The organism is Enterococcus sp. DIV1420a, from assembly GCF_051712165.1.
Classification (GTDB): domain Bacteria; phylum Bacillota; class Bacilli; order Lactobacillales; family Enterococcaceae; genus Enterococcus; species Enterococcus faecalis.
This window is the reverse complement of record NZ_JBIOOI010000002.1, coordinates 1,055,549-1,081,918: the sequence shown is the minus strand read 5'-3', so window position 1 is coordinate 1,081,918 and position 26,370 is coordinate 1,055,549. Positions and strand designations below refer to the sequence as shown.

Annotated in this window: 24 protein-coding genes; 3 read left to right on the top strand and 21 right to left on the bottom strand. The window is 38.6% G+C overall.

Translation table 11 applies throughout. The features are described 5' to 3' along the window. Position 1 precedes the first annotated feature (1 nt). The 8 genes from purF to IGI80_RS16465 form a co-directional block, all read right to left on the bottom strand. Entirely contained in the window at positions 2–1,441 is a 1,440-nt protein-coding gene (gene purF / locus IGI80_RS16500; protein WP_438724190.1) for an amidophosphoribosyltransferase, read from the bottom strand. Then, a complete protein-coding gene (gene purL / locus IGI80_RS16495) occupies positions 1,417–3,636 on the bottom strand; it encodes a phosphoribosylformylglycinamidine synthase subunit PurL (RefSeq protein WP_438724189.1) in 2,220 nt (739 codons plus the stop codon). The genes purF and purL overlap by 25 nt, the downstream gene beginning before the upstream one ends. Beyond that, entirely contained in the window at positions 3,633–4,307 is a 675-nt protein-coding gene (gene purQ, locus IGI80_RS16490; protein ID WP_002361952.1) for a phosphoribosylformylglycinamidine synthase subunit PurQ, read from the bottom strand. The genes purL and purQ overlap by 4 nt, the downstream gene beginning before the upstream one ends. After that, a complete protein-coding gene (gene purS / locus IGI80_RS16485; protein WP_002357271.1) occupies positions 4,308–4,559 on the bottom strand; it encodes a phosphoribosylformylglycinamidine synthase subunit PurS in 252 nt (83 codons plus the stop codon). It lies immediately after the preceding gene. 13 nt (positions 4,560–4,572) lie between these two features. Continuing rightward, a complete protein-coding gene (gene purC / locus IGI80_RS16480; RefSeq protein ID WP_002357270.1) occupies positions 4,573–5,286 on the bottom strand; it encodes a phosphoribosylaminoimidazolesuccinocarboxamide synthase in 714 nt (237 codons plus the stop codon). A 151-nt stretch (positions 5,287–5,437) separates the two neighbouring features. Next, the gene (gene purK, locus IGI80_RS16475; protein ID WP_289853261.1) at positions 5,438–6,562 is read right to left on the bottom strand and encodes a 5-(carboxyamino)imidazole ribonucleotide synthase; all 1,125 of its coding nucleotides are present in this window, start codon (positions 6,560–6,562) and stop codon (positions 5,438–5,440) included. Continuing rightward, positions 6,555–7,043, bottom strand: coding sequence for a 5-(carboxyamino)imidazole ribonucleotide mutase (gene purE, locus IGI80_RS16470; protein WP_002360132.1), 489 nt, complete (start codon positions 7,041–7,043; stop codon positions 6,555–6,557). The genes purK and purE overlap by 8 nt, the downstream gene beginning before the upstream one ends. 173 nt (positions 7,044–7,216) lie before the next feature. Next, a complete protein-coding gene (locus IGI80_RS16465) occupies positions 7,217–8,083 on the bottom strand; it encodes an SPFH domain-containing protein (RefSeq protein WP_002366818.1) in 867 nt (288 codons plus the stop codon). Between the two features lie 148 nt (positions 8,084–8,231). On the opposite strand from IGI80_RS16465, the gene IGI80_RS16460 reads away from it, so the two are divergent. Next, positions 8,232–9,107, top strand: a complete 876-nt coding sequence (locus IGI80_RS16460; RefSeq protein WP_104890880.1) for an NAD(P)H-hydrate dehydratase — start codon at positions 8,232–8,234, stop codon at positions 9,105–9,107. Between the two features lie 97 nt (positions 9,108–9,204). Here IGI80_RS16460 and IGI80_RS16455 read toward each other — a convergent pair whose 3' ends face one another. From IGI80_RS16455 to IGI80_RS16440, 4 genes are all read right to left on the bottom strand, one after another. Then, positions 9,205–10,845 carry a peptide ABC transporter substrate-binding protein gene (locus tag IGI80_RS16455; RefSeq protein ID WP_192190046.1) on the bottom strand — a complete coding sequence of 547 codons (1,641 nt, stop codon included), beginning with the start codon at positions 10,843–10,845 and terminating at the stop codon, positions 9,205–9,207. Between the two features lie 63 nt (positions 10,846–10,908). Beyond that, positions 10,909–11,220, bottom strand: a complete 312-nt coding sequence (locus tag IGI80_RS16450) for a cupin domain-containing protein (protein ID WP_438724188.1) — start codon at positions 11,218–11,220, stop codon at positions 10,909–10,911. Positions 11,221–11,353: 133 nt separating this feature from the next. After that, complete coding sequence (locus IGI80_RS16445) at positions 11,354–12,373, bottom strand: branched-chain amino acid aminotransferase (RefSeq protein ID WP_002366823.1); 1,020 nt, start codon at positions 12,371–12,373, stop codon at positions 11,354–11,356. Positions 12,374–12,563: 190 nt separating this feature from the next. Next, positions 12,564–13,016 (bottom strand): DUF2188 domain-containing protein, encoded by a 453-nt coding sequence (locus IGI80_RS16440; protein WP_002361962.1) that lies wholly within the window; start codon positions 13,014–13,016, stop codon positions 12,564–12,566. A 199-nt stretch (positions 13,017–13,215) separates the two neighbouring features. Here IGI80_RS16440 and IGI80_RS16435 point away from each other — a divergent pair, with 199 nt between their 5' ends. Further along, on the top strand, positions 13,216–13,386 hold the full coding sequence (locus IGI80_RS16435; protein ID WP_002380379.1) for a hypothetical protein: 171 nt from the start codon (positions 13,216–13,218) through the stop codon (positions 13,384–13,386). A 185-nt stretch (positions 13,387–13,571) separates the two neighbouring features. After that, positions 13,572–14,183, top strand: a complete 612-nt coding sequence (locus IGI80_RS16430; protein WP_002381806.1) for a hypothetical protein — start codon at positions 13,572–13,574, stop codon at positions 14,181–14,183. A gap of 46 nt (positions 14,184–14,229) precedes the next feature. On the opposite strand, the gene IGI80_RS16425 is transcribed toward IGI80_RS16430, so the two are convergent. From IGI80_RS16425 to IGI80_RS16385, 9 genes are all read right to left on the bottom strand, one after another. Further along, positions 14,230–14,874, bottom strand: a complete 645-nt coding sequence (locus tag IGI80_RS16425; RefSeq protein ID WP_002369262.1) for a DUF998 domain-containing protein — start codon at positions 14,872–14,874, stop codon at positions 14,230–14,232. Positions 14,875–14,994: 120 nt separating this feature from the next. After that, positions 14,995–16,149: an AI-2E family transporter gene (locus tag IGI80_RS16420; RefSeq protein ID WP_002386882.1), complete on the bottom strand. Its 1,155-nt coding sequence runs from the start codon at positions 16,147–16,149 to the stop codon at positions 14,995–14,997. 682 nt (positions 16,150–16,831) lie between these two features. Beyond that, on the bottom strand, positions 16,832–20,806 hold the full coding sequence (locus tag IGI80_RS16415) for an endo-alpha-N-acetylgalactosaminidase family protein (RefSeq protein WP_438724187.1): 3,975 nt from the start codon (positions 20,804–20,806) through the stop codon (positions 16,832–16,834). A gap of 149 nt (positions 20,807–20,955) precedes the next feature. After that, positions 20,956–21,363 (bottom strand): PTS sugar transporter subunit IIA, encoded by a 408-nt coding sequence (locus IGI80_RS16410; protein WP_002357255.1) that lies wholly within the window; start codon positions 21,361–21,363, stop codon positions 20,956–20,958. A gap of 19 nt (positions 21,364–21,382) precedes the next feature. Then, the gene (locus tag IGI80_RS16405; RefSeq protein ID WP_002357254.1) at positions 21,383–22,192 is read right to left on the bottom strand and encodes a PTS system mannose/fructose/sorbose family transporter subunit IID; all 810 of its coding nucleotides are present in this window, start codon (positions 22,190–22,192) and stop codon (positions 21,383–21,385) included. Then, positions 22,179–23,078: a PTS mannose/fructose/sorbose/N-acetylgalactosamine transporter subunit IIC gene (locus IGI80_RS16400; RefSeq protein ID WP_002357253.1), complete on the bottom strand. Its 900-nt coding sequence runs from the start codon at positions 23,076–23,078 to the stop codon at positions 22,179–22,181. Before IGI80_RS16400 ends, IGI80_RS16405 begins: the two co-directional genes overlap by 14 nt. Positions 23,079–23,091: 13 nt before the next feature. After that, a complete protein-coding gene (locus IGI80_RS16395; RefSeq protein ID WP_438724186.1) occupies positions 23,092–23,571 on the bottom strand; it encodes a PTS system mannose/fructose/N-acetylgalactosamine-transporter subunit IIB in 480 nt (159 codons plus the stop codon). Next, positions 23,568–25,382: a glycoside hydrolase family 35 protein gene (locus IGI80_RS16390; RefSeq protein WP_002394522.1), complete on the bottom strand. Its 1,815-nt coding sequence runs from the start codon at positions 25,380–25,382 to the stop codon at positions 23,568–23,570. The genes IGI80_RS16395 and IGI80_RS16390 overlap by 4 nt, the downstream gene beginning before the upstream one ends. A 32-nt stretch (positions 25,383–25,414) precedes the next feature. Beyond that, positions 25,415–26,356 carry a hexose kinase gene (locus IGI80_RS16385; protein WP_010706669.1) on the bottom strand — a complete coding sequence of 314 codons (942 nt, stop codon included), beginning with the start codon at positions 26,354–26,356 and terminating at the stop codon, positions 25,415–25,417. Positions 26,357–26,370 lie beyond the last annotated feature (14 nt).

The window sequence follows — 26,370 nt, the reverse complement described above, 5'->3', positions numbered from 1 at the left end:
GTCAATTCCTCCTAATTTCTTTTTTCAAGGATGCTTGATATTGTTCTTCATAATCATACAAAGGCGTTGGATAGTCTCCATTAAAGTAAGCCATACACAGCCCAGAATAAGGAGCATCATAATTTAATTGAATCCCATCAATCAGGCCTGCTTCACTCAAAAAAGCCAGCGAATCTGCGCCAATCTGCTCTTTGATCTCTTCAATTGAATAGTTTGCCGCAATTAGTTCGTCCCGCGTCTGTATATCAATGCCATAAAAACACGGATATTTTAATGGTGGTGAAGCAATTCTGACATGAACTTCTTGCGCTTCTGCTTCTTTTAATAAATGAATAATGCGCCGAATAGTGGTCCCTCGAACAATCGAATCATCTACTAAAACGACTTTTTTTCCTTTGACCACGCCACGAACTGCCGATAGTTTCATACGGACACCTTGTTCTCTTAATTCTTGTGTCGGCTGGATGAATGTTCGAGCGACATATTGATTTTTTACTAAACCTAGTTCGTAAGGTATCTGTGCTTCTTCTGCATAGCCGCTAGCTGCAGACAATGACGAGTTCGGTACCCCAATTACCATATCAGCTGCGACTGGACTTTCGATTGCCAAGTTCTTCCCCATCCTTTTACGAGCTGTATGCACATTAACTCCAGCAATATTTGAATCTGGCCGTGCAAAATAAATATATTCCATTGCACAAATTGCCGGTTGGACTTCCGTAGTGAAAACCTCTATTTTCAAGCCTTCATCAGAAATGATGACTACTTCACCAGGCGCCACATCTTGAATAAAGCGAGCCCCAACTGTTTCTAATGCACACGTTTCGGATGCCACAACGTACGCCCCATTGTTCATTTGTCCGATGGAGAGAGGGCAAAAGCCGTTGGGATCCAGTGCAGCAATCATCATCGTTTCTGTTAATAAAAGATAAGCAAAGCCACCCTTAACCAAATTCAAGCTCTCTTTTAGTTTATCGAGAAACGAGGCAGCAGTGCTTTTTCGAATCAAGTGCATTAAAATTTCAGTGTCTGAATTGGAATGAAAAATAGCGCCTTCTCTTTCTAGTTGTTTTCGTAAACGCTTGGCATTTGTCAAATTGCCATTGTGTGCTAACCCAATTTGACTATCATAAAATTTAAATAAAAATGGCTGAATATTATCCACGCTACCCGTACCAGCGGTTGCATAGCGTACATGACCAATAGCCGCCGTTCCTTCTAACGCATTCAGTTGTTCTTGCTTTTGGAATACTTCTGCTAACAAACCTAAATCACGGTGGCCATCTAATTTCCCAGAATTGTTCGCCACAATTCCCGCGCCTTCTTGGCCTCGATGCTGCAAGCTGTGTAAACCAAAATAGGTCACTTGTGCCGCATCAGGATGACCCCAAATACCAAAAATACCACACTCTTCATTTAAGCTTTTTGCTTCATAAGACATGGAATCGCATCCTCCCATAAGGCTTTGGCTTCTTTTGTTGAACAATTGATCACATCATCTAACGCATGAATGACCAAACCAGTTTCAGTCACTTTCCCAATATGTTGAGCTTTTCTTCCGATAAGTGTTTCAAATGCTTCTTGATGCTGGGGACTAACTGAAAGAATAAAACGGGATTGCGTCTCCGCAAATAGATATTCTTTTTTTAATGGCAGTGTCACCTGTAACCCCAGTTCGTTAGCAAAAGCCGACTCGGCTAAAGCAACGGCAACGCCGCCTTCAGCGCAATCATGCGCGCTAGCAACTAGGCCTGCTTGAATTGCTTTTAAAACTAATTCTTGGTTTGCTTTTTCCTCTTTTAAATCAAATGAGCGTAATTGCCCTTCAATTCGACCCAGTTGCATTTTTTGAATTTCTGAGCCGTTAAAATCTGCGTGGGTTTCACCGATGAGATAAATTAAGTCATCCACTTGTTTAAACGCTTGTGTGGTAATTTGTGAAACATCTTCAATCACGCCCACCATGCCGATCATTGGCGTTGGATAAATGGCTTGACCATCTGTTTCATTGTAAAGAGAGACGTTCCCTGAAATCACGGGTGTTCCTAGCTGACGGCAGGCTGCGGCGATTGCATCCGCTGACGTCCATAATTCCCAAAAACTTTCTGGTTTATCAGGGGAACCATAATTCAAACAATCAGTGATAGCCAAAGGTTGTGCTCCACTTGCTACAATATTACGGGCTGCTTCTGCAACCGCAATTTGCCCACCTATTTCAGGATTTAAATACAAATAACGGCTATTACAATCTGTCGTCATCGCTAAGGCTTTATTGGTGCCCCGCACTCTTAAAACAGCTGCATCACTTCCTGGTTGCACCACTGTATTCGTTTGTACTTGACTATCATAGGTTTCGTAAACTGATTTTTTTGATGCAATCGTTGGCTGTTGCAATAGGCGTTTTAATAATTCCGTGCTATTCGTAATTTCTGGAATGAAGGGCGCTAATTTTTTAAAAGCACGCATCCGCTCTGGTTCTTGATAGGCTTTCTGGTAGACAGGGGCTTCTTCTGCCAAAGCATCTACTGGTACATCTGCGACTATTTTGCCACCGTGAAAGACACGATACTGTCCATCATCTGTTACGGATCCAATCGCTACCGCTTCTAAGTCATACGTTTGAAACAATTCACAAACTTGCTGTTCTGCTCCTTTTTCCACACAGATTAACATCCGTTCTTGGGACTCAGACAAGAGCATTTCATAGGGGCTCATCAGCGTCTCTCTCTGCGGAACTTTATCCAGCTCTAGAATCAAGCCTGAACCTGCTTTTGATGCCATTTCAGCACTTGAAGAAACCAAGCCAGCCGCCCCCATATCTTGGATGCCGATTAAAATATCTTGATGATTTTTGATTAAATCAAGACAAGCTTCCAATAATAATTTTTCCATAAACGGATCACCTACTTGTACCGCAGATCGTTGCTGTTCTTCACCTTCACTAAATTCTTCTGAAGCAAAGGTCGCACCATGAATTCCATCACGTCCTGTTTTCGCACCTACGTAAAGAATGCTATTTCCGACGCCTTTTGCTTGGCCTTTTTGAATCTCATCATGACGAATCAATCCCACACACATAGCATTGACAAGTGGGTTTCCTTGATAACATGGCTCAAAAGCAATTTCGCCGCCAACGGTTGGAATACCAATACAATTTCCATAACCGCTAATCCCCGCCACAACTTCTTGAAACAAATAACGTGTTCGTGCATCCGTCAGTTCGCCAAATCTTAACGAATCCAGTAAAGCAATCGGCCGCGCCCCCATACTGAAAATATCGCGAATAATTCCACCAACGCCTGTAGCTGCTCCTTCGTAAGGTTCTACTGCAGAAGGATGATTATGGCTCTCTGCTTTAAAAACAACAGCTAATCCGTCACCAATATCGACAATCCCAGCTCCTTCACCAGGGCCTTGAAGCACTTGTGGCCCTTCCGTCGGAAACTTTTTTAAAACGGGCTTGGAATTTTTGTAAGAGCAATGTTCACTCCACATCACGGAGAATAAGCCAGTTTCTGTATAATTAGGTTCTCTTTGCAAAATGGTCTCAATCTGATGATATTCTTCATCTGTTAGTCCCCATTCTGCATACAACCGTGTCTCCTTGATTTCTTTTGGTGTTGGTTCATTCATCATTGGCTTAATTCCTTTCCAAAGTTTTTAATGATTGAAGCAAAAAAGCTGCGTCCATCTGTTGAACCTAACAATTCTTCCATCGCTCGTTCCGGATGAGGCATCATTCCTAGAACATTGCCCTGTTCATTACAAATACCAGCAATATTCGCAAGACTCCCGTTCACCTTTTCTTGATACGTAAAAACAATTTGGTTCTTTTCTTTCAGCTCTTTCAACGTTTTTTCATCACAATAGTAATTCCCTTCGCCATGCGCTACTGGTAAATGTATCGAAACATTTTCAGGATACTCGCTTGTAAACTTTGTGTGCGTATTCACTTTCAATGGGACACTTTTACAAATAAAACGAAGCGAATCATTTCTTAGCAACGTGCCAGGAAGTAAGCCAATTTCTGTTAAAATTTGAAAGCCATTACAAGTACCAAAAACCATTTTGCCTTCTGTAGCAAAGCGAATCACCTCATTGATAATTGGCGAAAACCGAGCAATTGCACCACAACGTAAGTAATCGCCATAAGAAAAACCACCAGGCAACAATACGCCATCAAATTTTGCTAAAGAAGTGGCATCGTGTCGGACAAATTCTGCATCGACGCCCATCACCTCTTTGACAGCCCACAATAAGTCTGCATCACAATTGGATCCTGGAAAAACAATCACTGCCAATTTCATTTAAATTTCCTCCAAAGATAAAATTTCAAAACGATAGGATTCCATATTTACATTGGCTAATAGTTGATCACAAATTTGTTCAATTTTCTCTTCAATTGCTTCTGTCTGCTGGACGTGCATTTCAAAATACTTACCGACACGGATTTCGGCTACTTCTGTAAAACCAAGCCGATGGACTGCTTCCTTAACCGCTTCACCTTGGGGATCCAAAATTGATTCTTTATACGTAACATAGACTTTGACAAAATACATACGCGCTTCCTCCTCAATTAGCTGTTAGTAAACGTTGTAAAACTTCTTCATATACAGGAACTATTTCTCCTAATTCACGGCGATAAACATCTTTATCCAGATGTTCGTTTGTGTTTAAATCCCATAGACGACAGGTGTCTGGAGAAATTTCATCTGCCAGTAACAATTGATTGGCCTTCGTCCGACCAATCTCGATTTTAAAATCGATCAAACAAATATTGAGGCGTTGAAAGAGTTGACTAAGCGCCTGATTAATTTGTAAAGCCAATGCTTTAATCTCCACAATTTCAGCAGGAGTGGCTACTTTTAGAAATTGAATATGGTCTTCGTTAATAAAAGGATCATCCAGACGATCTTCTTTGTAATAAAATTCAATAATGGGCGTCACTAATTTAGTGCCCTCTTCAATCGCTAAACGTTTTGAAAAACTTCCTGCCGCATAATTACGTACGACAACTTCCAAAGGAATCATTTCTACGGCCTGAATTAATTGTTCGTGTTCAGATACTTTTTTGATAAAATGATTGGGAATCTTCTGTTGCTGTAAATGTTCAAAAATTAGACTAGTGATTTGATTATTTAAAGCGCCTTTCCCAAGAACTTTGTCTTTTTTTTGACCATTTAAAGCTGTTGCTTGATCAAGATATTCCACAAAAAGAACCGCTGCATTTTCTGTTTGATACAACTTCTTCGCTTTTCCTGTATACACAAGTGCTTTCTTTTCCATTCTTTCCCTCTTCTCGTTAGCTTCATGAACCCTATTCTTTCTAAGTCAGCTGATTTACATCAGACAAAAACTTACATTAGTTACAAAAAAACAATAATCGTTCGTGTTTGTCGAATGTAAAAATAAAAAACTTGCTTGGAGCAAGCATTTATTAAGTTACGTTCCAAATACCAACAGCCTCAATTTCCTTTAACGTTTCTGATAAGCAAGGTGTTGTAATGGTGACGTGGCCCATTTTTCTGCCCACTTTTGATTCAGCTTTTCCATAGTAATGGACTTGCCAAGTGGGTTTTGACGTGCATAACTGGTAGCTTTTTTCTAAGTGTTCACCTAAGAGATTCACCATAACCACTGGTTGAAGTAACTGGGGTAACCCAATGCCCCAATTGCTAATCCCTCGAATATGCGCATCAAATTGACTAAATGAGCAAGCTTCAATAGAGTAATGACCTGAGTTATGAGGCCGTGGCGCTAATTCATTGACGTACAACTCTTCTGAATCCGTTAAAAACAGTTCGATAGCTAAAACCCCAGATAAATTTAATTCCTCAGCAATGTGTTGCGCCAATTCCGCTGCTTTTTGTTGCACATTCTCAGAAATTCGAGCGGGCACAATTGATTCATGCAAGATATTCTTTCGATGAATGTTTTCAGATACAGGAAAGCTTTGGTAACCATGCTTATTCCCTGCAACGATGATTGAAAGTTCTTTAGTGAAAGGCACCCACTTTTCTAATTCACAAGTGGCGTTAGCTAATAATTCAGTCGCTTGGGAGAAATCCTCTTCGCATTTTAAGACGACTTGTCCTTTTCCATCGTATCCACCTTGAATAGTTTTTAAGACACATGGAAAACCAATCTTTTCTGTTGCTTGTGGCAGCTCTTTCTGACTTTTCACTTCCGCAAAAGAAGCAATCTTACAGCCAATCGATTGAAGAAACATTTTTTCAAGCAATCGATTTTGAGTAATTTTTAACAATCCTGTTCCTTGTGGCAGCTTTTCTAGTGGAATGGCCTTTTCTAGGGAGGCCACTTCAATATTTTCAAATTCATAGGTGATCACATCGCATAACTCTGCTAGTTCAGTTAAAGCAGATATCTGATCAAAGGCTGCCACAATTTGACGGTCAGCTACTTGACCAGCTGGACTATTGAGCGTTGGGTCCAACACAATCATTTGGAAACCCATTTTTTTACCACTCATGACTAGCATTCGCCCTAACTGTCCCCCACCTATAATGCCAATAGTTGCTCCGACTTTTAAAGGTTTATTCAAGTTGTTCCCCACTTTCCATAACCGCTTTTTCCAATGATTGTCGTCTTGCTTGGATTCTTTCTGCTAACTGTAAATCATCAATACTTAGTATTTCTGCAGCTAATAACCCAGCATTGGTAGCACCTGCTGAGCCAATCGCAGTTGTTGCTACAGGAACTCCCCCTGGCATCTGCACAATAGACAACAGTGAATCAATACCGTTTAATGTTCGTGTTTTAACTGGAACACCAATGACAGGTAAGGTTGTCTTTGCAGCTACCATCCCTGGTAAATGGGCCGCTCCACCAGCGCCAGCGATAATAACCTTCAATCCTTTTGTTCGTGATTCCTCTGCAAAACGAAACATCAAATCAGGGGTCCTATGTGCTGATATCACTCGTTTTTCATAAGGAATTCCCAACTCTTCCAACACAAGACAAGCAGCTTTCATCGTTGCCCAGTCTGAGGTACTTCCCATAATCACAGCGACTAATGGTTTCATGAATGTAATAACTCCTTCCGCCTTTTTTCACTGTTATTCTAACAATGAGAAAAAGAGATGTCAAAGAAAAACCGAAATATTATAGATTAAAATTATATAATGTTCGTTTTTATCAAAAAAAGAGTCATCGGAAAGATGACTCTTTTTTTGCTATTTTTAGCGTTGCTTCCTCTTTAAGAAGAAACGTCGCCTGTATTAATAACTGGTTGTGTGCCCTTATCAGTAATGATTGAGACTAGTAAATTATTAATAAGTTGTACTTTTCGTTCATCGGTAAAATTAATTTCTTGCCCTTCTTCAATCTGTTCTAAGGCCATTTGTGTCATGCTTACCGCACCTTCAACAATTGTTTGTCGAGCCGCTAAGATTGCTTTTGCTTGCTGTCTTTGCAACATGGAGCTAGCAATTTCAGTTGCATAAGCTAAATGATTCAACCGTGTTTCGATAACCTCTACACCAGCCACTGCTAAGCGTTCTTGCAATTCTTTGGTTAACTCCTCGGAAATTTGTTCGGTATTTCCTCGCAGAGTTACATCATTATCTGAAAAAGTGTCATAAGGATATTGTGTTGCTACATGCCGGATTGCCGTTTCACTTTGAATTTCCACAAAGTCTTGATAATAATCGACATTAAATAACGCCTTAGCTGTATCGACTACCCGAAAAACGATGACCGCAGAGATTTCGATTGGATTCCCGTCAGAGTCATTGACTTTTAATAGAGAACTATTGAAATTTCGTACTTTCAAAGAAATGTTCATTTTTTGCGTAAATGGAATGGTAATAAACAACCCATTTTCTTTAATCGTACCTAAGTAGCGACCAAAAAATAAAATAGCTTTCGCCTGATTGGGACTAACAATGGTTAAGGAACTTAAAAATAAAATAGCCCCAATTAACAAAATAATACCTAAAACAACAAGAACACCATTGGTATGACTTGCTCCATAAATAAATAGACCAATTCCCGCAATTAAAATAACTAATAAGCTCGCAATTCCTACGTAGCCACTCATATAAAATGTTTTTTTCTCTTCCATCTATTTCACTCTCCTAACTCATTTATCTGGTCCTTATTATACACCTCATGCCTTCAATAGAGTAACTTTTAACATTAAATAAACTGATTTTTTCGGGGCTCTTGTAGTATACTGAGAACAAAGAAATCCCAAGAAAAGGAGTGATAGAATGCGCTATTTAAGCAAGGACATTTTAGAGGAAGTCATCACTCAACGCCCCTCCGACTCTTATAAAAGCAATTTTGGGCGTGTCGTATTAATCGGAGGAAACCGTCAATATGGCGGAGCCATCATCATGAGTACCGAAGCGTGTATCAATAGTGGCGCTGGTCTCACCACTGTGATTACTGATGTTAAAAATCACGGGCCTTTACATGCAAGATGCCCAGAAGCGATGGTCGTGGGCTTTGAAGAAACAGCCCTTCTGACGGACGTCGTAGAACAAGCGGAGGTTATTTTAATTGGTCCAGGTTTAGGCTTAGATGCTACTGCACAACAAATATTAAAGATGGTACTCGCCCAACATCAAAAACAACAATGGTTAATTATCGATGGCTCAGCGATTACCCTGTTTAGCCAAGGCAATTTTTCCCTTACCTATCCTGAAAAAGTTGTTTTCACACCTCATCAAATGGAATGGCAACGTTTGAGTCACTTACCTATTGAGCAACAAACACTGGCAAATAACCAGCGCCAACAAGCAAAATTAGGCAGTACGATTGTTTTAAAAAGTCATCGCACCACAATTTTCCACGCAGGAGAACCTTTTCAAAATACAGGTGGCAACCCTGGGATGGCTACTGGCGGAACTGGGGATACCTTGGCTGGCATCATTGCTGGTTTTTTAGCTCAGTTTAAGCCGACAATTGAAACCATTGCTGGCGCCGTCTACTTACACAGTCTCATTGGAGATGATTTGGCCAAAACTGACTATGTTGTTTTACCAACGAAGATTAGTCAAGCCTTGCCGACATATATGAAAAAATATGCCCAGCCCCACACTGCACCTGATTCTGAACTATTAGAACAGAAGCGTTCGAGATAAAACCCGAAAAGGCTAAATGGTGACAAATTTTGGGTTAAAAAGCAGGATTTAAGCCTGGGCCGAAAATCAAAAGCGATTTTCAGCCCATGCTCTCTTTTTATTTTTCCTTATAAACATTTTTTAACGTTAATGGAGCGCCAAAGGTATGAAAATTCAAGCCTTTGACTTTATCATTTTGCAGGACTGTTTGTTCATTTTGGCTAAGTGGAATCATGCCAGCAGTCGTTTCAATCACTTCTTTTTCAGCCGCAATCAGTGTCGCCCATCTTTTTTCTGGCTCTAAGGCATAGGTTGTGGCTGCTTCATCTAATAATTTGTCATAGACAGGGTTCTGATAATTGCGATCATTGCCCTTGTATAAAGTCATTAGGGTAGAAATAGGGTCTTGATAGTCTGGTGTCCAGTAAATTAAGAATAAATCATAGTCACTTTCTCGCCCAAAGTTCAATGCAGCTTCGGTCGGCAATGCGGTTAGCTCTATTGTCAAACCAGGAAACAGTTCTTGTAGCGAGCCTTGCAAACTTTCACCAATTTTTTTGTAAGAACCATCATCTGTTACCATCAATTCAACGTTAACCTTTTCTCCTAATTCTGCTTGTGCTTTTTTCCAATAACTTTGCGCTTTTTCTTTGTTATAAACCATTAAATTACCTGCTTCTTGACGAAAATCGAGGCCCGTTGTGGGATTCGCCACAAAGCCTTCCGTAATCGCACCATGTAGCGCTTTAGAACCATCTGCAATAATATTATTGACTAGATTTTCTTTATCTATGCCTAAAGCCAACGCTTTACGCAGGTTTTCGTTTGCAAGCGGCGTTGCTTGCCCTTTCCGTTTTTGATTTAAGCGCAAATAGTTCATTGTCGCTGTTGGATACGAATGATACAACGTATTATTTTTATTCTGTTGCGCCAGTTCACCACTTAGTGTAGCCACATCTAATTGTCCATCTTCAAAAAGATTCAATGCAGTAGATGTTTCTTTGATAACCGTATAATTGATAATGTCTGAGCGCACGTTCTGGCGATCCCAATAGTGATTATTTTTTGCTAGTTGCCAGTCCATCTTTGTTTGCTGCCAATCTTTTACCACAAACGGACCATTATAGACGACTTTATCACTAGCAGTTCCATAGTCCGCACCAAATTGTTCGACTACTTTTTGATTTTGCGGGAAAAATGTAGGAAAAGCTAATAAGGACGTAAAGTACGGTTTTGGCTCTTTGAGCGTCACTTTTAATGTATAATCATCCACAGCTGTGACACCAAGTTCATTGGGTGCTAATTTCCCAGCTGAGATTTCTGCACCATTTTGAATTGTTTCAACGATGAGGAAGCTATAAACAAAGCCGTTTTTAGGATCAATCATTTTTTTCCAAGCATATTCAAAATCATGTGCTGTGACAGGATCATCGTTACTCCAAACCGCTTCTTTTCTCAAAGAAATCGTGTAGGTTTTTCCATCTTCTGAAATCATCGGCAATGCTTTTGCTACGGCTGGTACCAATTGGTCTTGTTCATCTAAACTATATAACCCTTCAAACGCTGCTGTTTGGACAATAGCATCTGGAAAATCCAATAATACAGAGGTGTTGAGCGTTGTTAATTCCGAGGGTGACATCAGTTGAACGGCTTCTTTGGTATTTTTCTGTTTCTTTTTATTTTCATTTTTATTGGTACACCCAGCTAAAAATCCTACCAATAAAATACAAACCATTGTGATTTTTAAATACTTTTTCATCTTCTTTCTCCTATAACTCTTCATTTTTTTTATGCTCTTACTTACAGAAAGACAGCTCCCCTTTTATTTTGTCCTTTCCACAAGCATCCAGACAACGACCGCTGGCTCCAACCCATCATTATAATTAATGTGCCCCTCACCAGCTTCAATTAATTGGGCTTGTCCAGCTTTTCCGACTAAGTCTTGACCATCTTCTAAAATCGTATGTGCTTCGCCAGAAATCACATAAGAATATTCATCCTGTTCATGGCGAGCATATCCAGCTAAAGGCCGTTTTTCACCAGGCTGTAATGTAATAATGCCCATTTGAACTTGTGCATTTGGTTGGTTTTCTTTATCAAAAAAAATCGTCATTTCTGCTGATTTAATAAGCAATAGCTTTCCCTCCTTTTTTAAATCTTGTATCTTCCATTATTCCTTTAAATAGTACTAAAGTCAATCTTTTTATAGAAAATTCTGAATATTCTACACAAAAAAAGAGAGCATGAATTCTCTCTTTTTTGTCTCTTTAAACTTTTACAATCCAGCCTTCTGGCGCTTCTTTGTCACCAAACTGTATGCCAACCAGTTCATCATATAGTTGCTTAGTCACTGGTCCAACTTCCGTTTCACTATAAAATACATGGAAATCTGTGCCGTTTTGAATCCCACCAATAGGAGAAATAATCGCCGCTGTGCCACAAGCACCCGCTTCGGAGAAGTCCGCTAATCGATCAATGTAAACGTCTCCTTCAAGCGCCGTCATCCCTAAACGTTCTTTTGCTAGCGTCAATAATGAATATTTAGTAATACTTGGCAAAATAGACGCTGATTTCGGCGTAATAAAAGTACCATCTTTGGTTATGCCAAAGAAATTGGCTGCACCAACTTCTTCAATTTTCGTATGCGTATACGGATCTAAATAAATGCAATCACTAAATTCTTTCTCATGTGCTTCTGCACCTGGTAAAAGACTAGCTGCATAATTGCCCCCCACTTTAGCGGCCCCAGTTCCTCGACCCGCCGCTCGATCATAGTCAGAAACAATAAAGTTGGTTGGTGCTAAACCATTTTTAAAATATGAACCAACCGGCACGCAAAAAATAGAAAAAATGTATTCTTTGGCAGGTGCTACGCCAATATTATCGCCGACACCAATCATATAAGGGCGAAGATACAACGTACCGCCCGTTCCATATGGCGGTAAATAAGCAAGGTTGGCTTTCACCACTTCTTGACATGCAGAAACAAAGGTTTCTACTGGTACTTGTGGCATCAGTAGACGCGCACAACTTTTTTGTAGCCGTTTGGCATTTTCATCTGGACGAAACAAATTGACAGAACCATCTGCACATTGATACGCTTTTAATCCTTCAAAACATTGTTGGCCATAATGTAGAGCAGGCGAACCTTCACTAATCGTTAACTGATTGTTATCTGTTAGCGTGCCTTCTTCCCACTTGCCATCTCGCCAATAACTAATATAACGAAAGGGCGTTTTAATGTAAGAAAATCCTAAATTATTCCAATCAAGATTGGCTTTTTCCATTGTCGTAGCACCTCAATTATTTTGATTTTTTATCTTAATTAGTGTAATTGTACCCACCAAAAACTAGAAAAGCAAGCCTTATTCTCATTCTTAACTTTTGTTATTTTTTCTTACTTGTCCATTTCTCCCTCACCAAAAAACCTTGATAGCCGTTTCTTGAATTGCAACGGAATATCAAGGTTTCGAAAAATTATTCAGTATACTCTTTGGTTTCTTGTAACGTACCATCTTGCTTATAGATTTTCAGCTTTGTTTGCTTATTCCGAGCAATTTCTTGAGCTCGTTCAATCGCCTCTTGTTTGTGGGTAAATGTATTACTTGCTTTTTCAGCGCTGTCTGAAATCACCAACCATTGGTCGTCTTTATATTTAACGTTGACAGCCGCCGTTAATAATTTCCCCGCATGTTTATCCTGTTTATGCGAATCTTGTTTCGTAGGATTTGCTTCTTGTTCGAAGGCCTTTTTGTCTGCTGCACTTGCCTCTTGATACCATTTCTCCGCTTGACTAATCGCAATTGGAATGGCGCGATCATCAGGGTAGCCATCCGCAAGCAACGCATTGCCAATATCTATCGCTTTTTTCCGAATCAAAGGTGCTAAATTTTTCATTGATGTAGGATAATCATTCATATTCCAAGGCATCAAAATCTCCTCCTAAAATTCTGTCTATTAATAGCTTACTACAGAAAAGGAACATTTGAAAAAGAAATGAATCAAAGACTTATTTTTTTTAAGGTTAACTAAAAATATTTGTTTACAATGTAAAAAAATGCTATCTTTATTTATGGAAGCTTAAGCAGAAGTAAAAATTTATAAATCCAACAAAAGGAGTTGCTAATTTATGGCTAATGTAAAATATATTGGAAACGATACAAAAAAATCTGAAAAAGGGAAAATCCACGTAAGAAATGGCAATTATACAGCTTGTGGAGCTCGAATCGATGACAATCCAGAAGACTGGGAAAATACAACCCAATATGTTACTTGTGAAAAAAAAGGCTGCAAAAAATAAAAACTATTAATAAAAAAAAGAAGCTAAAAACCATCAAATTCTAAAAAAATGCTTAAGTTTCCAATTTATACTACTGATTATATAACAATAAATTGTTAAAAATATAAATACATTTTAAAGTGGATTCCCCTTCCAAACTTCTCAATCTTTGAGTGTATGATTACTCATTTCCCTTTGAATCAGTTATGATAAAGGAAGAAATAAATAAATTTTTTGGAGGGATTTTCATGAAAATGTCTAAAGTACTCACCACTGTTTTGACGGCAACTGCTGCTCTTGTGTTGCTTAGTGCTTGTTCATCTGATAAAAAAACAGATAGTAGTTCTAGTAGCAAAGAAACAGCTAATTCAAGTACAGAAGTAGTCTCTGGTGCTTCAATTAGTGCCAAGCCTGAAGAGCTCGAAATGGCGTTAAGTGATAAAGGAAATTGGATTGTCGCAGCTACTGACAATGTCACTTTTGATAACGAGGTAACAGTTGCTGGTACTTTCCATGATAAGGGGAAAGATTCCAACGATGTCTATCGTAAATTAGCGCTTTATTCTCAAGATGATAATAAAAAAGTAACTGCTGAATATGAAATCACGGTTCCTAAGCTAATCGTTTCTTCTGAAAATTTCAACATCGTTCACGGGACTGTCAAAGGTGATATTGAGGTGAAAGCAAATGGCTTTACTTTAAATGGTACCAAAGTTAATGGCAATATTACTTTTGATAAACAAGAATACAAAGATTCTGCTGACTTAGAAAAAGATGGTGCCACTGTTACTGGTGAAGTCACCGTAGCCAATAATTAAGTTATTACCAGACAATTTTAACTAGTAAAAAACCAATGACAAATGTTCAATCAAATTTGTCATTGGTTTTAGTTTGTAAACACAGTGCCAGCATTGGTAGATAATTACAAAATGAACTCACTCTTTGCCATAAGCCTAAATAATTAAATGGTTTTACCTGTTGTAGCTGTGGAATCCTTGCTAAGCCATATAAGCCGGCTGCAAGCATACATAAAATAAACAAAAAGCCAAAAAGGTTTTTATTTTTTTGCGAACCGTATTTACTATAGATAATGGTTAAGACGCCTGATAACAACAAAAAGCCTGTATAACCGACTGCTGATCCTCCGTTATGAAGCGCGGCAGCAACTGTGCCAGCGCTTGAAGTGTCTACGCTGAAGAGCCCACTGAAAATACAATCAAATAAACCATAAGCGCCAATCATTGCCACTACTAACCAAGCACCTTTTTTCGTTTTTCTGGAAAAAATAGCATATATCCTAGGTAAACTTGCTAACATCAACATTCCCGCAATGATAGTTAACCGATTAAAGTTTTCCCTAACTGGACTATTCACATCACCTAATAAGCTAATTACTTCTGTCAATTGATTGTAACCTTGATCTTTGAATCCGACATAATAAGGTGTAAAAAAATCAAGTAAGACCCCTAAAACTAAAAAATAGCCGCCATATTTTTTTAAAAACTGCATTTATTCACCTCAATTTTGATTTTCTATTTACTTTAAGTATAGCATATCAAAAATTCCAAATAATTAAACTTTCTTTTCAACTAAAAAACTTTTCGTCAACGCGAGACGAAAAGTTTTACTTTAAGATTCAATAGAATCTACAATCTTATCATTTTCTTTTGATTCATTTAGCCACTCCGAGACAATAATTTTAATGATTGCAGCAACAGGAACTGCTAAAAACATCCCTAAGACGCCGAAGTACGCTCCCCCAATCGTGATTGAAACAATAATTAAAATCGGATTGACATTTAGGGCATCTCCCATAATTCGAGGACCAATAATATTGCCGTCAATTTGTTGTAAAATTAATAAAACTAGTAACACCGTAATGGCTTGAGTAACACCACCCGTGAAAAGCGTAATCACACCAGCAACAATTGACGCAAAAATCGAACCAAAATAAGGAATCATATTACAAATACCTAATAAAATCCCCAAAGTCACAGCAAATTTCACATTCAAAATACTTAACAAAATCGTTGATGAAACGCCAATTATACAAGCATCAAGAAATTGGCAACTGATAAATTTATAGAAAATTTTATTCGTTGTATTTAACCAGGTTTGTGTTTGCTTGTACACTTTTTCAGACAGCAATTTGTGGGCAGCCTTTTCAACAAATGTCAAAATAGATTGCTTAAATACCAGCGCATATATTGAGATAATCAACGTCAAAAATGCATTTAAAAAGAATGAGGAAACATTTTTAGTCAACGTTCCTAATGAAAATAACGCTTGTGTCCATTGATTTAAAAAACGTTCCGGCGACAAATCTTTAAGGACACTATTTAAATATTTTTCAATCGCGGCTGTTTTTAAAATCCCTTTATCTTCTAAACTCATCACAAACTGAACCATGTGATCATAAAAAGTGGGTAAAGAGTTTGCTAAATCTACTAAATTACTAATGAGTAGCGGAACGATATAGTTTAATGTCAAGACAAAAATAAACAAAATAATCAGGTATAAAAGGAGTACACTCAAGCCGTGTTTCGCTTTTTTAACGACTGGTAAAGGAACTCTTTCTAGTAATCCCTCGATTTTTTTCTGACTCCCACTCAATAAATAAGCAATCACAAACCCAGTAATGAATGGGGATAAGATGCCTAATAAACCCGAAACACTATGGACAAAGTGCTGATAATTCGTGATTAATAAATAGCCAACAATCAGCGCCATTACAAATAAAAAGCGGACAACCCAGTAATTCCAATCAACATTGTATTTCTTCAATCACTTCACCTCTAAATAAATTATGCCTATCATTGTAATTGTAAACGATTTGTGGCAAAAGGCAAGTTTGTCCATTCGTTCTTGATGAAATACACAAAGAAGCCTGACACTTTAAAAATGTGTCTGTTTATTCTGCAGTATAAAAATGAGGCACTAGGCCTTTCTTCTTTTCATAAAAGAAGCAGAGCGTGGGACAAAAATCACTTTGGATTTTTGCTTCACGCTCAAAAACTGATAAACGGCGGGAACAGAAGCAACACTACGCGTTGCTCCGATCTCAACAACTTCTAAGGTGTTTTCTCGACATGCGTCTCGTCACAGTACAGCCTTCAAAAGAGCTACAGCTCTAAGAGTTGCGATGTTTCACTGTGAAGCATGAACAGATGAAATCATCGTACCTACTTGGTGAAGGTCCTTCGGAAATAAGCCGAAATTGTTGAGAATCACGAAGAACGTAGTGATTCGATGATGAACAATACCTACTTGGTCTCCAAAAATTAAAGAACACCGGGTAGGTATCATGCAACATCAACTCGTTCCTCGTTGTGTTTTATGACAATTTTCGGAAATTTCTTCTTATTGCTGAGAAACACTATTTGCAAAGCAAATAGATGTTGAACAGTACCTACTTGGTTCTCGGAGTTAAGCACTTCTGTCCCGACCTCTTCTAGATAGACTAAATTTATTTTTTTGATTCCACTGTGACCGTAAAGTTATCCATAATGAAATCTTTATCGGCACCTGTTGTAAAAATACCAAACGTAGTGTTTCCTGAAGCATCCCCAATTATTTCTGCTTCATAATGCTTGGTTTGACCATCTGCTGCTGTCGAAGTCAACTCACCGACTGGCTTAAAGTCATTGTTATTTTTCAACTCCCCATTAATGGTCCCAGCAGTAAAGACATTTTCACCATCAGTTTGATAATCAAATTGGACCGTATATTTCTTGTTCGGTTCAAATTTAATATTTTGCGGAATTGTTTGAAGCATCAAACCTGCTCCTTGTTTATGGGCTTTCAAGGACCAGTTGCCTTCTAATACATCTGAAACAAGGTTTCCATTCCAACCATATTGTGTGTAAGGTTCATTTCTTTCTGATAAATGAATCCGTGGATCTTCTACACCACCAGCTGAGCCTTTAACGAAAGGATATAATCCAACTGCTTGTGTGTCTTCAAAATCTTGCTTAATAACTGTTTGTTTGTCTGGGTTCATGATATCCGTTTGACGCTCAACAATTCGTAAATCATCAAATTTTGTAACGGAATTGCCTTTATCAACCGCTAACGTCACCGAGCCTTTTTTGGCATTATCTGGGATTTCAAAATCAATTCGCATATTTTGCATATACTGCGGATTTTTCCTGCTTGTATGGTTAATATCTGCCTGAATGTAGTTTTGGGCAACCGAATTATTCACTGTCCGCGTATATTTCTTACCACCAATTTTAACAGTTACTGTGGCTTTACGATCATGTGTTTCTGTGTTTAGATACAAACTATATTTTCCTGGTTTAGGAAGATTGATGTCTTGTTTGATTTCGGTTCTTTCTTTTTCTGAACTAAAGACATAATCACCGTTGGCATCTTTTTTAACTTCACCATCACCTCGGAAAACTTTCCAGTTATTTTTTAAGGTATTGGCTTCATTAAATCCAGGATCTTTAAATGGTGTTCCTGTTCCGAATGTCATCGGTTCAATACTGTCAGGTTCAGCAATGACATACGGTGTATTAGCCTCGGCTTGGATGGTCACTTGGTTATTTGTAGTGGCAATTGCGCCTTTGTCAATACGCCCTTGATCTGTTAATTCATATAAATGTAAATTCGTTTTTCCTTGCATTTTCTTATCCAATGACCAAGTGCTGGTACCGCCTTTTGGATTCCAGTGATATAGTTTGTCTTGACCATTGACATTCCAAGGCAGTAGATACGCATCACCTTTTAGAACTTCTGTCTCATTTAACGTAATGCTTCTTGGCGAATTAGCATCTGCTTGAGTAACGGTCACTTTTTCAGCACCGTTCGCTAATTTAATCGTACCATAGATTTGACCATCTGCTGCTGTTGTAGTTTCCCAGTTTGTAATTTGGTAATGCTGTAAGAACTTAGTTGGGACATTAATGGCAAAAGTTTTTTGGCGATAGGTATTAAAATTGGTTTTACCCACCCAACCTTCATAGGCTTCAAATTCAGCTCCACCTAACAAAGGATTGTCGGAAATAATCCAAGTGTCTTTTTGATGATTCCGAATAAAACGAACGATTGTACTGTTAAAGCCTTTCGTTGTTGTACCGCCGTAATCTTTTTCTGCAGACCAATGGTTCCAAACCGAGTCATACTCTAAAGCATTCGGAAATTCATTGGTTGTAAACCAACCGAGTGAATTAATTTCTTTACTTAGTTGACGACTTGCCCAACCTGATTCGCCTTGATTGCCCCAAACATCAACATAAATATAATCTAGATTCGGTGCTTTTTGTTTTAATTCTTTAAAGCGCTCATAGCGACGACCACTCAATGCATCGGGTCTTTGTTTAATAAAATAAGACGGATCTAACCAATCCCAGCCACGCTTCGTTGGATCAACTAATTCCTCATTAAATCCTTTTGCTTCTGGGTAAGACTCGGTGTCATTAATATGCACACCGAAAACGGCATTTAATTTATGTCCTTCATCAATTAATTGATTCAACGCTTGTTCCCCACCAGGTCGCTGACCAATAGCACCGTAATCTGGATGCGCAGAATCATGTCCTTCATTTTGATACCCTTTTAGTAAATTCATTTGTCCTAATCCATCTGTTAAATTGTAAATACGTTTTGATTCGTCTAACGTCACTAAGAATGGGTTTGTCGCCTGACTAGCAAAGTTAAAAGGAATCCGTTGGTTGACTAATTCAGGGACTTTTTCCGCGCCCATTGGGTTATTCATAATTGAACGGAACCCAATTGCCGCATCTTGCCAATCCACCCGATTGTCGTCGTTGCTATCTTTTGAGAATTTAACTTTCACTTCTGGCGTTTCTCCAGTTGTGTAATCTTCCGGTGCATCAAATGGTCGATAGGTCCATGCCCCACTTGACAAGGTTGTTACAAAACCAGTCGCCGCTTCTTTTGTTTGTTTATGGATTCGATTGTTGTCACTACCATCGACAGAGCCGTCTCCATAGGCGTTCGTCCAAAAACTTGCAGCATAATTCGCCGTATTTAAGAAACCATACATATATTTTTTCGTTTCTTCTTGGCTTGTTGTAGTTAAATCTTGGATAGTATCACCATTTTTATTTCCGTTATTTGCATTTGTCCCAGTATTCATCACAACGCCAGCAAAAGTCGCCCCTTCATCTGTACTATTGACAGAAATCAAGCCTTGATTTGGAATTGAAATTGTGTGTATTTTGGTTCCTTCTTCACGAATATCTGAGAGTTTCATAGCTAATTCTTGGCCTTCGGAAACAGTCAATGTCGTTGTGAAACGCAGGCCAATTTCTGGGACAGCTACGTTATAAACGGCTTGATTTGCTTCACTCTTTTGTTTTTCAGCAGTTGCTTTATATGCTTTGCCATCAATCATTACTTGGTCAATTTTCTTGTGTTGGCCATTAAAAATCACTTGATTACTCTGAGGGTCTTCGTAACGAATAATTCGTGGAAATTGTGGGTCAACCACGGCTGTTAAATCTGCAGAAGAGATTTTGTCGCCTTTTTCAGCTTCAGTGTCTTTAGCAACAACAATGCTGGCTTTTGCTTTGATGTTTGTATTTTCCAAAGTACCGTCGACTTCAAAAGTTCCTGGTTCTTTGTATGCATCAGGATCGATTTCATCCCAACGGACTGCTTCATTGGCTTCTTTACCAGTATTATAGGTCACTTTTACTTGTTTCGGTAATTTTGGTGCGACACCAATTTTTGTAAAAACTTTGACTGGCGCAATTTGGGTCACTTCTGGCACAATTTCCGGAATGCTATCTACGGGGCCATTTTTAAAATAGTCATAATTGACAATTTTTTTGTCGTACCACAAACGGACACCCACATGTCCGGCTTCTGTTGGAATTTTGTCTCCGTTGGCCAAAACAGGTTCTCCTTCGTAAATCAACGTGGTGTTAAGCCAGATAGTAATTTTTTCACCAACATAACGTACTTTCAACAAATAATTCGTATCTTCATTTAACGTTGGCCCAGAAATTGAATCATTCCACGAATTAGGGCTTTCAACTAACCATTTGCCATTCGCGTTATAGCCTACAAAAACCCAGCTATCTTTGGTATTACCACGAATAATCACACCCGTCCGACCGCTTCCAGCAGTGTATTTAAACCTTGTTTCTACTTCACCATCAGCTAATTTAGGGGAATCTAAATTTAAAGATACGGCATTATTACCTGCTGCTGCATCTCGTGAAATCGCCAATGACTCTCCTGCTAATTCTCGATTTGTTTTACCAATCACATCTTGCCACTCACCAATTTTCCCTCCTGGAAAATCAGATTGCCACAATTTTTCTTCTGTTGCGGTAGGTTCCACCATTGATGAGCTTGTTTCAGTGCTGCTGTTTGTTGTTTCTTCTGCAGACGTACTTAATGGTACTAAAATCGTTGCGCTTGCCAATAGTGTCAATGTACTAAATCGTTTTATTTTTCCATGTTTCATCTGATAAATCAGCCCCCTAACATTTTTGAACACGCTTTCATTATTAACAATTAAAGGGGCGTTCCAAAAATAAATTCTTTTATTTTTGGAACGTCCATCTCTAAATCATTCTCTTAAAAACTTTAATTACTTACGACAACAAGTCAGAATTATTCATCCTCATCATCTACTGCAACATTTAGCAGCAATTCGTTGACTTTCACAATACTTTCTGCTGATTCCTTAACATAGTCACCTTCGATCGCTAATAAACTTGCATTTACATAGCTGATAACCATCGGTAAATTCATCCCAGTATATAAGTCAAACGAAGCACCTTGCATAATTTTTTTCGATAAAATATTACAAGGTGTCCCCCCTAATAGATCAGCAAAGACAACAAAATCTTCTAGCGATTCCGTAATCGCTTCAAATTTTTCTAAAAAGTCAGCTTCACCTTCTTCTGGTAATAAAGTAACAGTGGAAATTGTTTCTTGCGGTCCTATAATCATCTCCGCACTTTTTTTCAATTCCTCGCAAAAACGGCCATGACTTACTAAAACTAAATGTTCACTCATCGATTTTCTCCTGTCTTACTTATTTTGAAATAACACCTAACGCAGACAATGCGACACAGACAATTAATACGATAAAAATGGCTTTAGTAGACGTCATATTCTTTTTACCTAGCATCCAATAAACGCCACCGACAATTCCTGCAGGAAGTAGACGTGGTAAAATCATATCCAAGTTATTTTGCATGTTAAGTGTTACATCCCCAATACTTGGTGCCCATGATAGTTTCACATTAACCATCGTTGCCACTAAAGCGCCAACCATGAAGACCCCTAGTAAAGTTGCAGCGTCTGTTAAGGCAGTTAAGCGGTGTTGCATAGTTGTTACCAAAGAAATTCCTTCGCGATACGCAAATTCCAATTGTTTCCAACGGAAGACCATCACGGCAATTTGAGCAACAATCCAGATAAAGATACCAGTTGGGTTGCCATTAATCGCCATGTTGGCAGCTAGCGCCCCAAAAATAGTTGGAATTAAAGCTGCGAAAATTGAATCCCCAATTGCTGCAAACGGTCCCATTAAACCAGTTTTCAAACCTGAAACTGTTTGTTTTCCAGCAATGCCTTCTTTTTCTTCAATGGCCAAATCGATCCCTGTAATAATCGTATTAAAGAAGTTTGAAGTATTGAAAAATTGCGTGTGTGTTTTCATCACTTCTTTTAATTCAGGCGTATCATCCCCATAAATTTTACGCAATTGTGGCAAAATCGTATACAAGTAACCTGATCCTTGCATTCTTTCGTAGTTCCAACCTAATTGGAAAGTAAACAAGCTTCTGCGATTAATTTGTTTAAAATCTTCTTTCGTCAATTTATAATTAGATTTCGTCATCTTCAATCTCTCCTTCGTCTGAATCATTCGCTGCATGTTCTTTTTTGGCTGCTGGCCCACTCGGAATCATTTGACCATTTTTGTAGCTAATTGCGGCTAAAGCGAAACCAATTAAAGCAACTGCTAACATTGGTAGTGCGTTAAATACACCACTGAAGTCTTTCACAACGCTCGCAACAGATGTTCCTAAAAGTTGCATGTTTGTAAAGATTGTTCCTAGTAAAGCAGTTACAGTGAAACCAAGAATTAAATAAGGGAAATGTTTTTTCACTGGTAAGTAACGTAGTAAAATTGCAAAACCGACCGCTGGTAAGACCGCCCCAGCAACAGACAAGCCATCACCTAACCATTTCAAATCGCCATTTAGGACAGATACAACTTTTTGTACTAAACCACCACCAAAAGCAAGTGCTAAGAAGACTGGAATCATTCGAGAAAGAGACCAAGGTAAGGCACCCATTAAGAAGTTACGTTCAATTCCTTTGTAGTTCATATCTTCGACCATTTTATCAATCCGATGTGCAAAGTAGGTATTCGCAAAACGAGCCAAAATGTCTAATTGAATCATTAAACTAGCAACTGGTACTGCAATAGCAGCGATTGCTTGTTCAGGGTTCATTCCTAAAGACACAGAAAATGCTGTGGCAAGAATCGTACCTGAGTTAGCATCAATTTTGGAGGCACCCCCGAAAGTCCCAACTCCTAATACAGTTAATTGCATACTTCCACCAATAATAAGTCCTGCTTTAATATCCCCCATCACTAATCCTGCAAAAAGACCTGCAAACACTGGCGCACTTAATGAAGAATAAATTTGTAATTCATCTAAAATTTGGTATCCTGCGTATAATGTTAATAATAAGATCTGCCACCATAAGATATTCATTTTTTGTTCCCTCCTATTTTGTTATCAAACTCATAAAGTCTTCCGCTTTGTCACTTGGCACCATTTGAGCAATCAGATGGACGCCTTTAGCATTTAACTCTTTAAAAACCTCAATATCTTGATCGACCACATTGATTGACTTAGTAATCGACCGTGTTTCGTTTGTTTGAGACATGTTCCCAACATTGATTTCTTTAATCGGCACCCCAAGTTCTACTAGTTTTAATAAACGATCTGGTTTCCGTACCACAATTAGTAAACGTTGTGAGTCGTATTTTCCTGCTAAAATATTTTGAGCAGCTTTTTTAACTGGTAACACGCTTAGTTTCACGCCAGCTGGTGTTGCTAATTTCAAGCCACTTTTTTCAATGGCATTCCCTGCAACCTCATCATCAACGACCATAATTCTGGAAATATTCAATTTTGTCGCCCATAAATTTGCCACTTGTCCATGAATCAAACGTCCATCAATTCTTACGCCAATAATACTCATTGTAATCCCTCTTTCATTTCTTTATATAGTGGTTCTTTTACTAACTGAATTTCTGGTTGGTACGTTCCTTCCGTTTCAAAAATGACGATCTCATTTTGCCCTTCTTTTAATAATCCTTTGGGAATATATAAGGAAAGCGTGGGACCAACATTCCAGAAACGACCAAGATTGGTTTGGTTAACAAAAACAATTCCTTTGCCGAATTTAGAAACATCAATAAATGTATCTTTCACTTCTGCTAACTCCATATGATACTGGTAAAAGCTTGGTTGATCAGGTTGCCATTCTCTTGAATAGTCTACCTGTTCACAGCTTGTCATAGGTAAACAATATTGTTGCCATTGCGTCATAAAATGTAAATCTGCCATGACACCCGTTCGAATCCCTTTTTTCTGAGTATCTGCGAATAGTTTATGCCCGTAATTGACACGACCCATATTTTCTATTAAAACATCGATTTGATTATTCTCTTGCGGCAGTGTAACGTAAATATCTTCGCCAATTTCCGTTTGATATTGCGTTGCTTGATGTACCTGATTGACAAATAATTGCAGACGATCACGACCGTCAATCACTCTTAGCTTTTCTTCTGCAGCATCTTTTTCAATGCTTGTTCGGTAAAGAAGATAGCCGGTATTTTGTCCTAATTGTTCCATGGTTTGCGGATAAACGCTGACCACTGGCTGACTAATCGTTTCTAAAGTCGCAAACAAACTCACTTTGTTGGTTAAAGGAATTGCTGTTTGCGCAAAAGATTCTTTTACTAATGGTTCAGCTTGTGGTAACGCAGGGTACTCTTCGTGAAGCATTTTTTGTAACGCGAAATACTTTTCGGTTGGGTTCCCTTGTTCATCAAGTGGCGCATCATAATCATAGGAAGTGATTTGTGGTAAATCAATGGTTCCTCGTGCGGAGCAGCCATTCATAAACCCAAAATTGGTGCCGCCATGAAACATATATAAGTTGATACTGCCTAATGCTAATGCTTCTCTAACTGATTCAGCCAATTCTTGCGGATCTCGTTTAATAATTGGCTCTTTCCAACGATTAAACCAGCCATCCCAAAATTCCATACACATTAACGGCCATTTTTTACCATGTTCTTCAAAAAAGGCTTGCATCATACCGAAATTTTCTTTGGCTTTTGAGCCAAAATTTCCGGTTACTAAAATATCATCTTCAATCATGCTGCCTGCCCGCAATGTTGCGCGCCATGGCCCGTCAGAAGTAAAAAATGGTGCTGTCACGCCGCGTGCAATCATCAAATCGCGAATCGCCCGTAAATACGCTTTTTCTTCGCCAAATGAACCATATTCGTTTTCGATTTGAATCATTAAAATATTGCCACCGTTAGCAAGTTGATGCGGAACAATTTTTTCCATTAAAACATCATAATATTCCGCAACATGCTTCAGATAGGTTGGATTATTCGAACGCATCCGTCCTGGTTCATTTAATAGCCAGGCTGGAAAACCGCCAAACTCCCATTCTGCACAAATATAAGGAGACGGCCGCACAATCGCATATAGTCCAAGTTCTTGTGCTAATTTTAAAAAGCGCTCCAAATCTAATATTCCCTCAAAATGAAATGTTCCTTTTTGCGGTTCATGTAAATTCCATGGTACATATGTCTCAACTGTATTGAAGCCTAAAGCTTTCAAGTTATAAAGTGAATGATACCAATCTGAGGGATCTACACGAAAATAATGAATGGCGCCTGATAAAATTTTAAATGGTTGACCATTTAAAAGAAACTCCTCTTTAATTTCAAATCTGTCCACATTGCCACCCTTTCTAGTAAACGCTTTCAATTGCTGGATAATTGCTAAATAAAGAAAGCTCTTTATTTAGCAATTTCAACTACTTGGATGTTCATAAGATGTTTCTTCACGTTCTCTACATCTACATGCCCAGTCATTCTTTCTTGGGCATTAGCCATTCCAGCCGCCATGCCCCATTTTAGCAGTTCGGCAGCTGGGGCATCCTTCGCTAGTCCATATGCAAGACCAGCAATGGTTGCATCTCCTGAACCAACAGGATTTTTAGCTTGAATCGTTGGAATTTTTACACGATAGAATTGATCGTGATGTTTGGCAATTGCACCATCTTTTCCTAAAGATATGACAATCCATTCAATTCCCGCAAACATTGGTTTTGTTAAAGCTGTTTGTACAGCTGCTAATGGATTTTCTGAAAAATCTTGCCCTAGCAATCCTTCTAGTTCCTCTAAATTAGGTTTAATTAAATACGGTTTCCATGGTCCTTGAAGAACTTGCCTTAAACTATCACCAGAAGTATCTAGTAGCACTTTAACCTCTTGTGCGTGAGCTTTTTGAACTAATTCTTGATAAAAATCTGATGGTAATCCTTTCGCTAAACTGCCAGAAATTGTGACAATTTCTGCTTGCTTAATTAATTGATCGAAATTTTCAAGGAAGTTACTGATTTCTTCTGGGGAAACAGTTGGTCCAGCTTCTAAAATTTCAGTTTGATTCCCCTCGTGCAAAATCGCAATCGAATCACGTGTTTCTTCTTTGATTGACGTAAATGCTTGGGGGATGTTTGCTTTCTTTAACTCATTTGCAATAAACGCCCCATGAAAACCACCAAGAACGCCGGTAGCGATAACATCTCCACCTAAATCATGAATAACGCGAGTGACATTTAGTCCTTTGCCACCAGGGGTTTTGGTCACCTGACTGGTCCGATTAACGGTATCAAGCTTTAGATGATCTAATAGGTAGGAGATGTCAATTGACGGATTCATTGTTACTGTTACTATCACAGCTATGCCTCCCA

Coding starts and splice junctions, on each gene's coding strand:
- IGI80_RS16400 (WP_002357253.1), bottom strand. CDS start 23,078: ATGAATATCTTATGGTGGCAGATCTTATTATTAACATTATACGCAGGA.
- IGI80_RS16415 (WP_438724187.1), bottom strand. CDS start 20,806: ATGAAACATGGAAAAATAAAACGATTTAGTACATTGACACTATTGGCA.
- purS (WP_002357271.1), bottom strand. CDS start 4,559: ATGTATTTTGTCAAAGTCTATGTTACGTATAAAGAATCAATTTTGGAT.
- IGI80_RS16395 (WP_438724186.1), bottom strand. CDS start 23,571: ATGAGTATTATTGGCGTAAGAATTGATGGACGTTTGATTCATGGACAA.
- IGI80_RS16435 (WP_002380379.1), top strand. CDS start 13,216: ATGGCTAATGTAAAATATATTGGAAACGATACAAAAAAATCTGAAAAA.
- purL (WP_438724189.1), bottom strand. CDS start 3,636: ATGATGAATGAACCAACACCAAAAGAAATCAAGGAGACACGGTTGTAT.
- IGI80_RS16465 (WP_002366818.1), bottom strand. CDS start 8,083: ATGGAAGAGAAAAAAACATTTTATATGAGTGGCTACGTAGGAATTGCG.
- IGI80_RS16425 (WP_002369262.1), bottom strand. CDS start 14,874: ATGCAGTTTTTAAAAAAATATGGCGGCTATTTTTTAGTTTTAGGGGTC.
- IGI80_RS16455 (WP_192190046.1), bottom strand. CDS start 10,845: ATGAAAAAGTATTTAAAAATCACAATGGTTTGTATTTTATTGGTAGGA.
- purQ (WP_002361952.1), bottom strand. CDS start 4,307: ATGAAATTGGCAGTGATTGTTTTTCCAGGATCCAATTGTGATGCAGAC.
- purE (WP_002360132.1), bottom strand. CDS start 7,043: ATGAAACCATTAGTCGCTGTGATTATGGGAAGTACCTCAGACTGGGCA.
- IGI80_RS16410 (WP_002357255.1), bottom strand. CDS start 21,363: ATGAGTGAACATTTAGTTTTAGTAAGTCATGGCCGTTTTTGCGAGGAA.
- IGI80_RS16445 (WP_002366823.1), bottom strand. CDS start 12,373: ATGGAAAAAGCCAATCTTGATTGGAATAATTTAGGATTTTCTTACATT.
- IGI80_RS16405 (WP_002357254.1), bottom strand. CDS start 22,192: ATGACGAAATCTAATTATAAATTGACGAAAGAAGATTTTAAACAAATT.
- purC (WP_002357270.1), bottom strand. CDS start 5,286: ATGGAAAAGAAAGCACTTGTGTATACAGGAAAAGCGAAGAAGTTGTAT.
- purF (WP_438724190.1), bottom strand. CDS start 1,441: ATGTCTTATGAAGCAAAAAGCTTAAATGAAGAGTGTGGTATTTTTGGT.
- IGI80_RS16460 (WP_104890880.1), top strand. CDS start 8,232: ATGCGCTATTTAAGCAAGGACATTTTAGAGGAAGTCATCACTCAACGC.
- IGI80_RS16430 (WP_002381806.1), top strand. CDS start 13,572: ATGATAAAGGAAGAAATAAATAAATTTTTTGGAGGGATTTTCATGAAA.
- IGI80_RS16440 (WP_002361962.1), bottom strand. CDS start 13,016: ATGCCTTGGAATATGAATGATTATCCTACATCAATGAAAAATTTAGCA.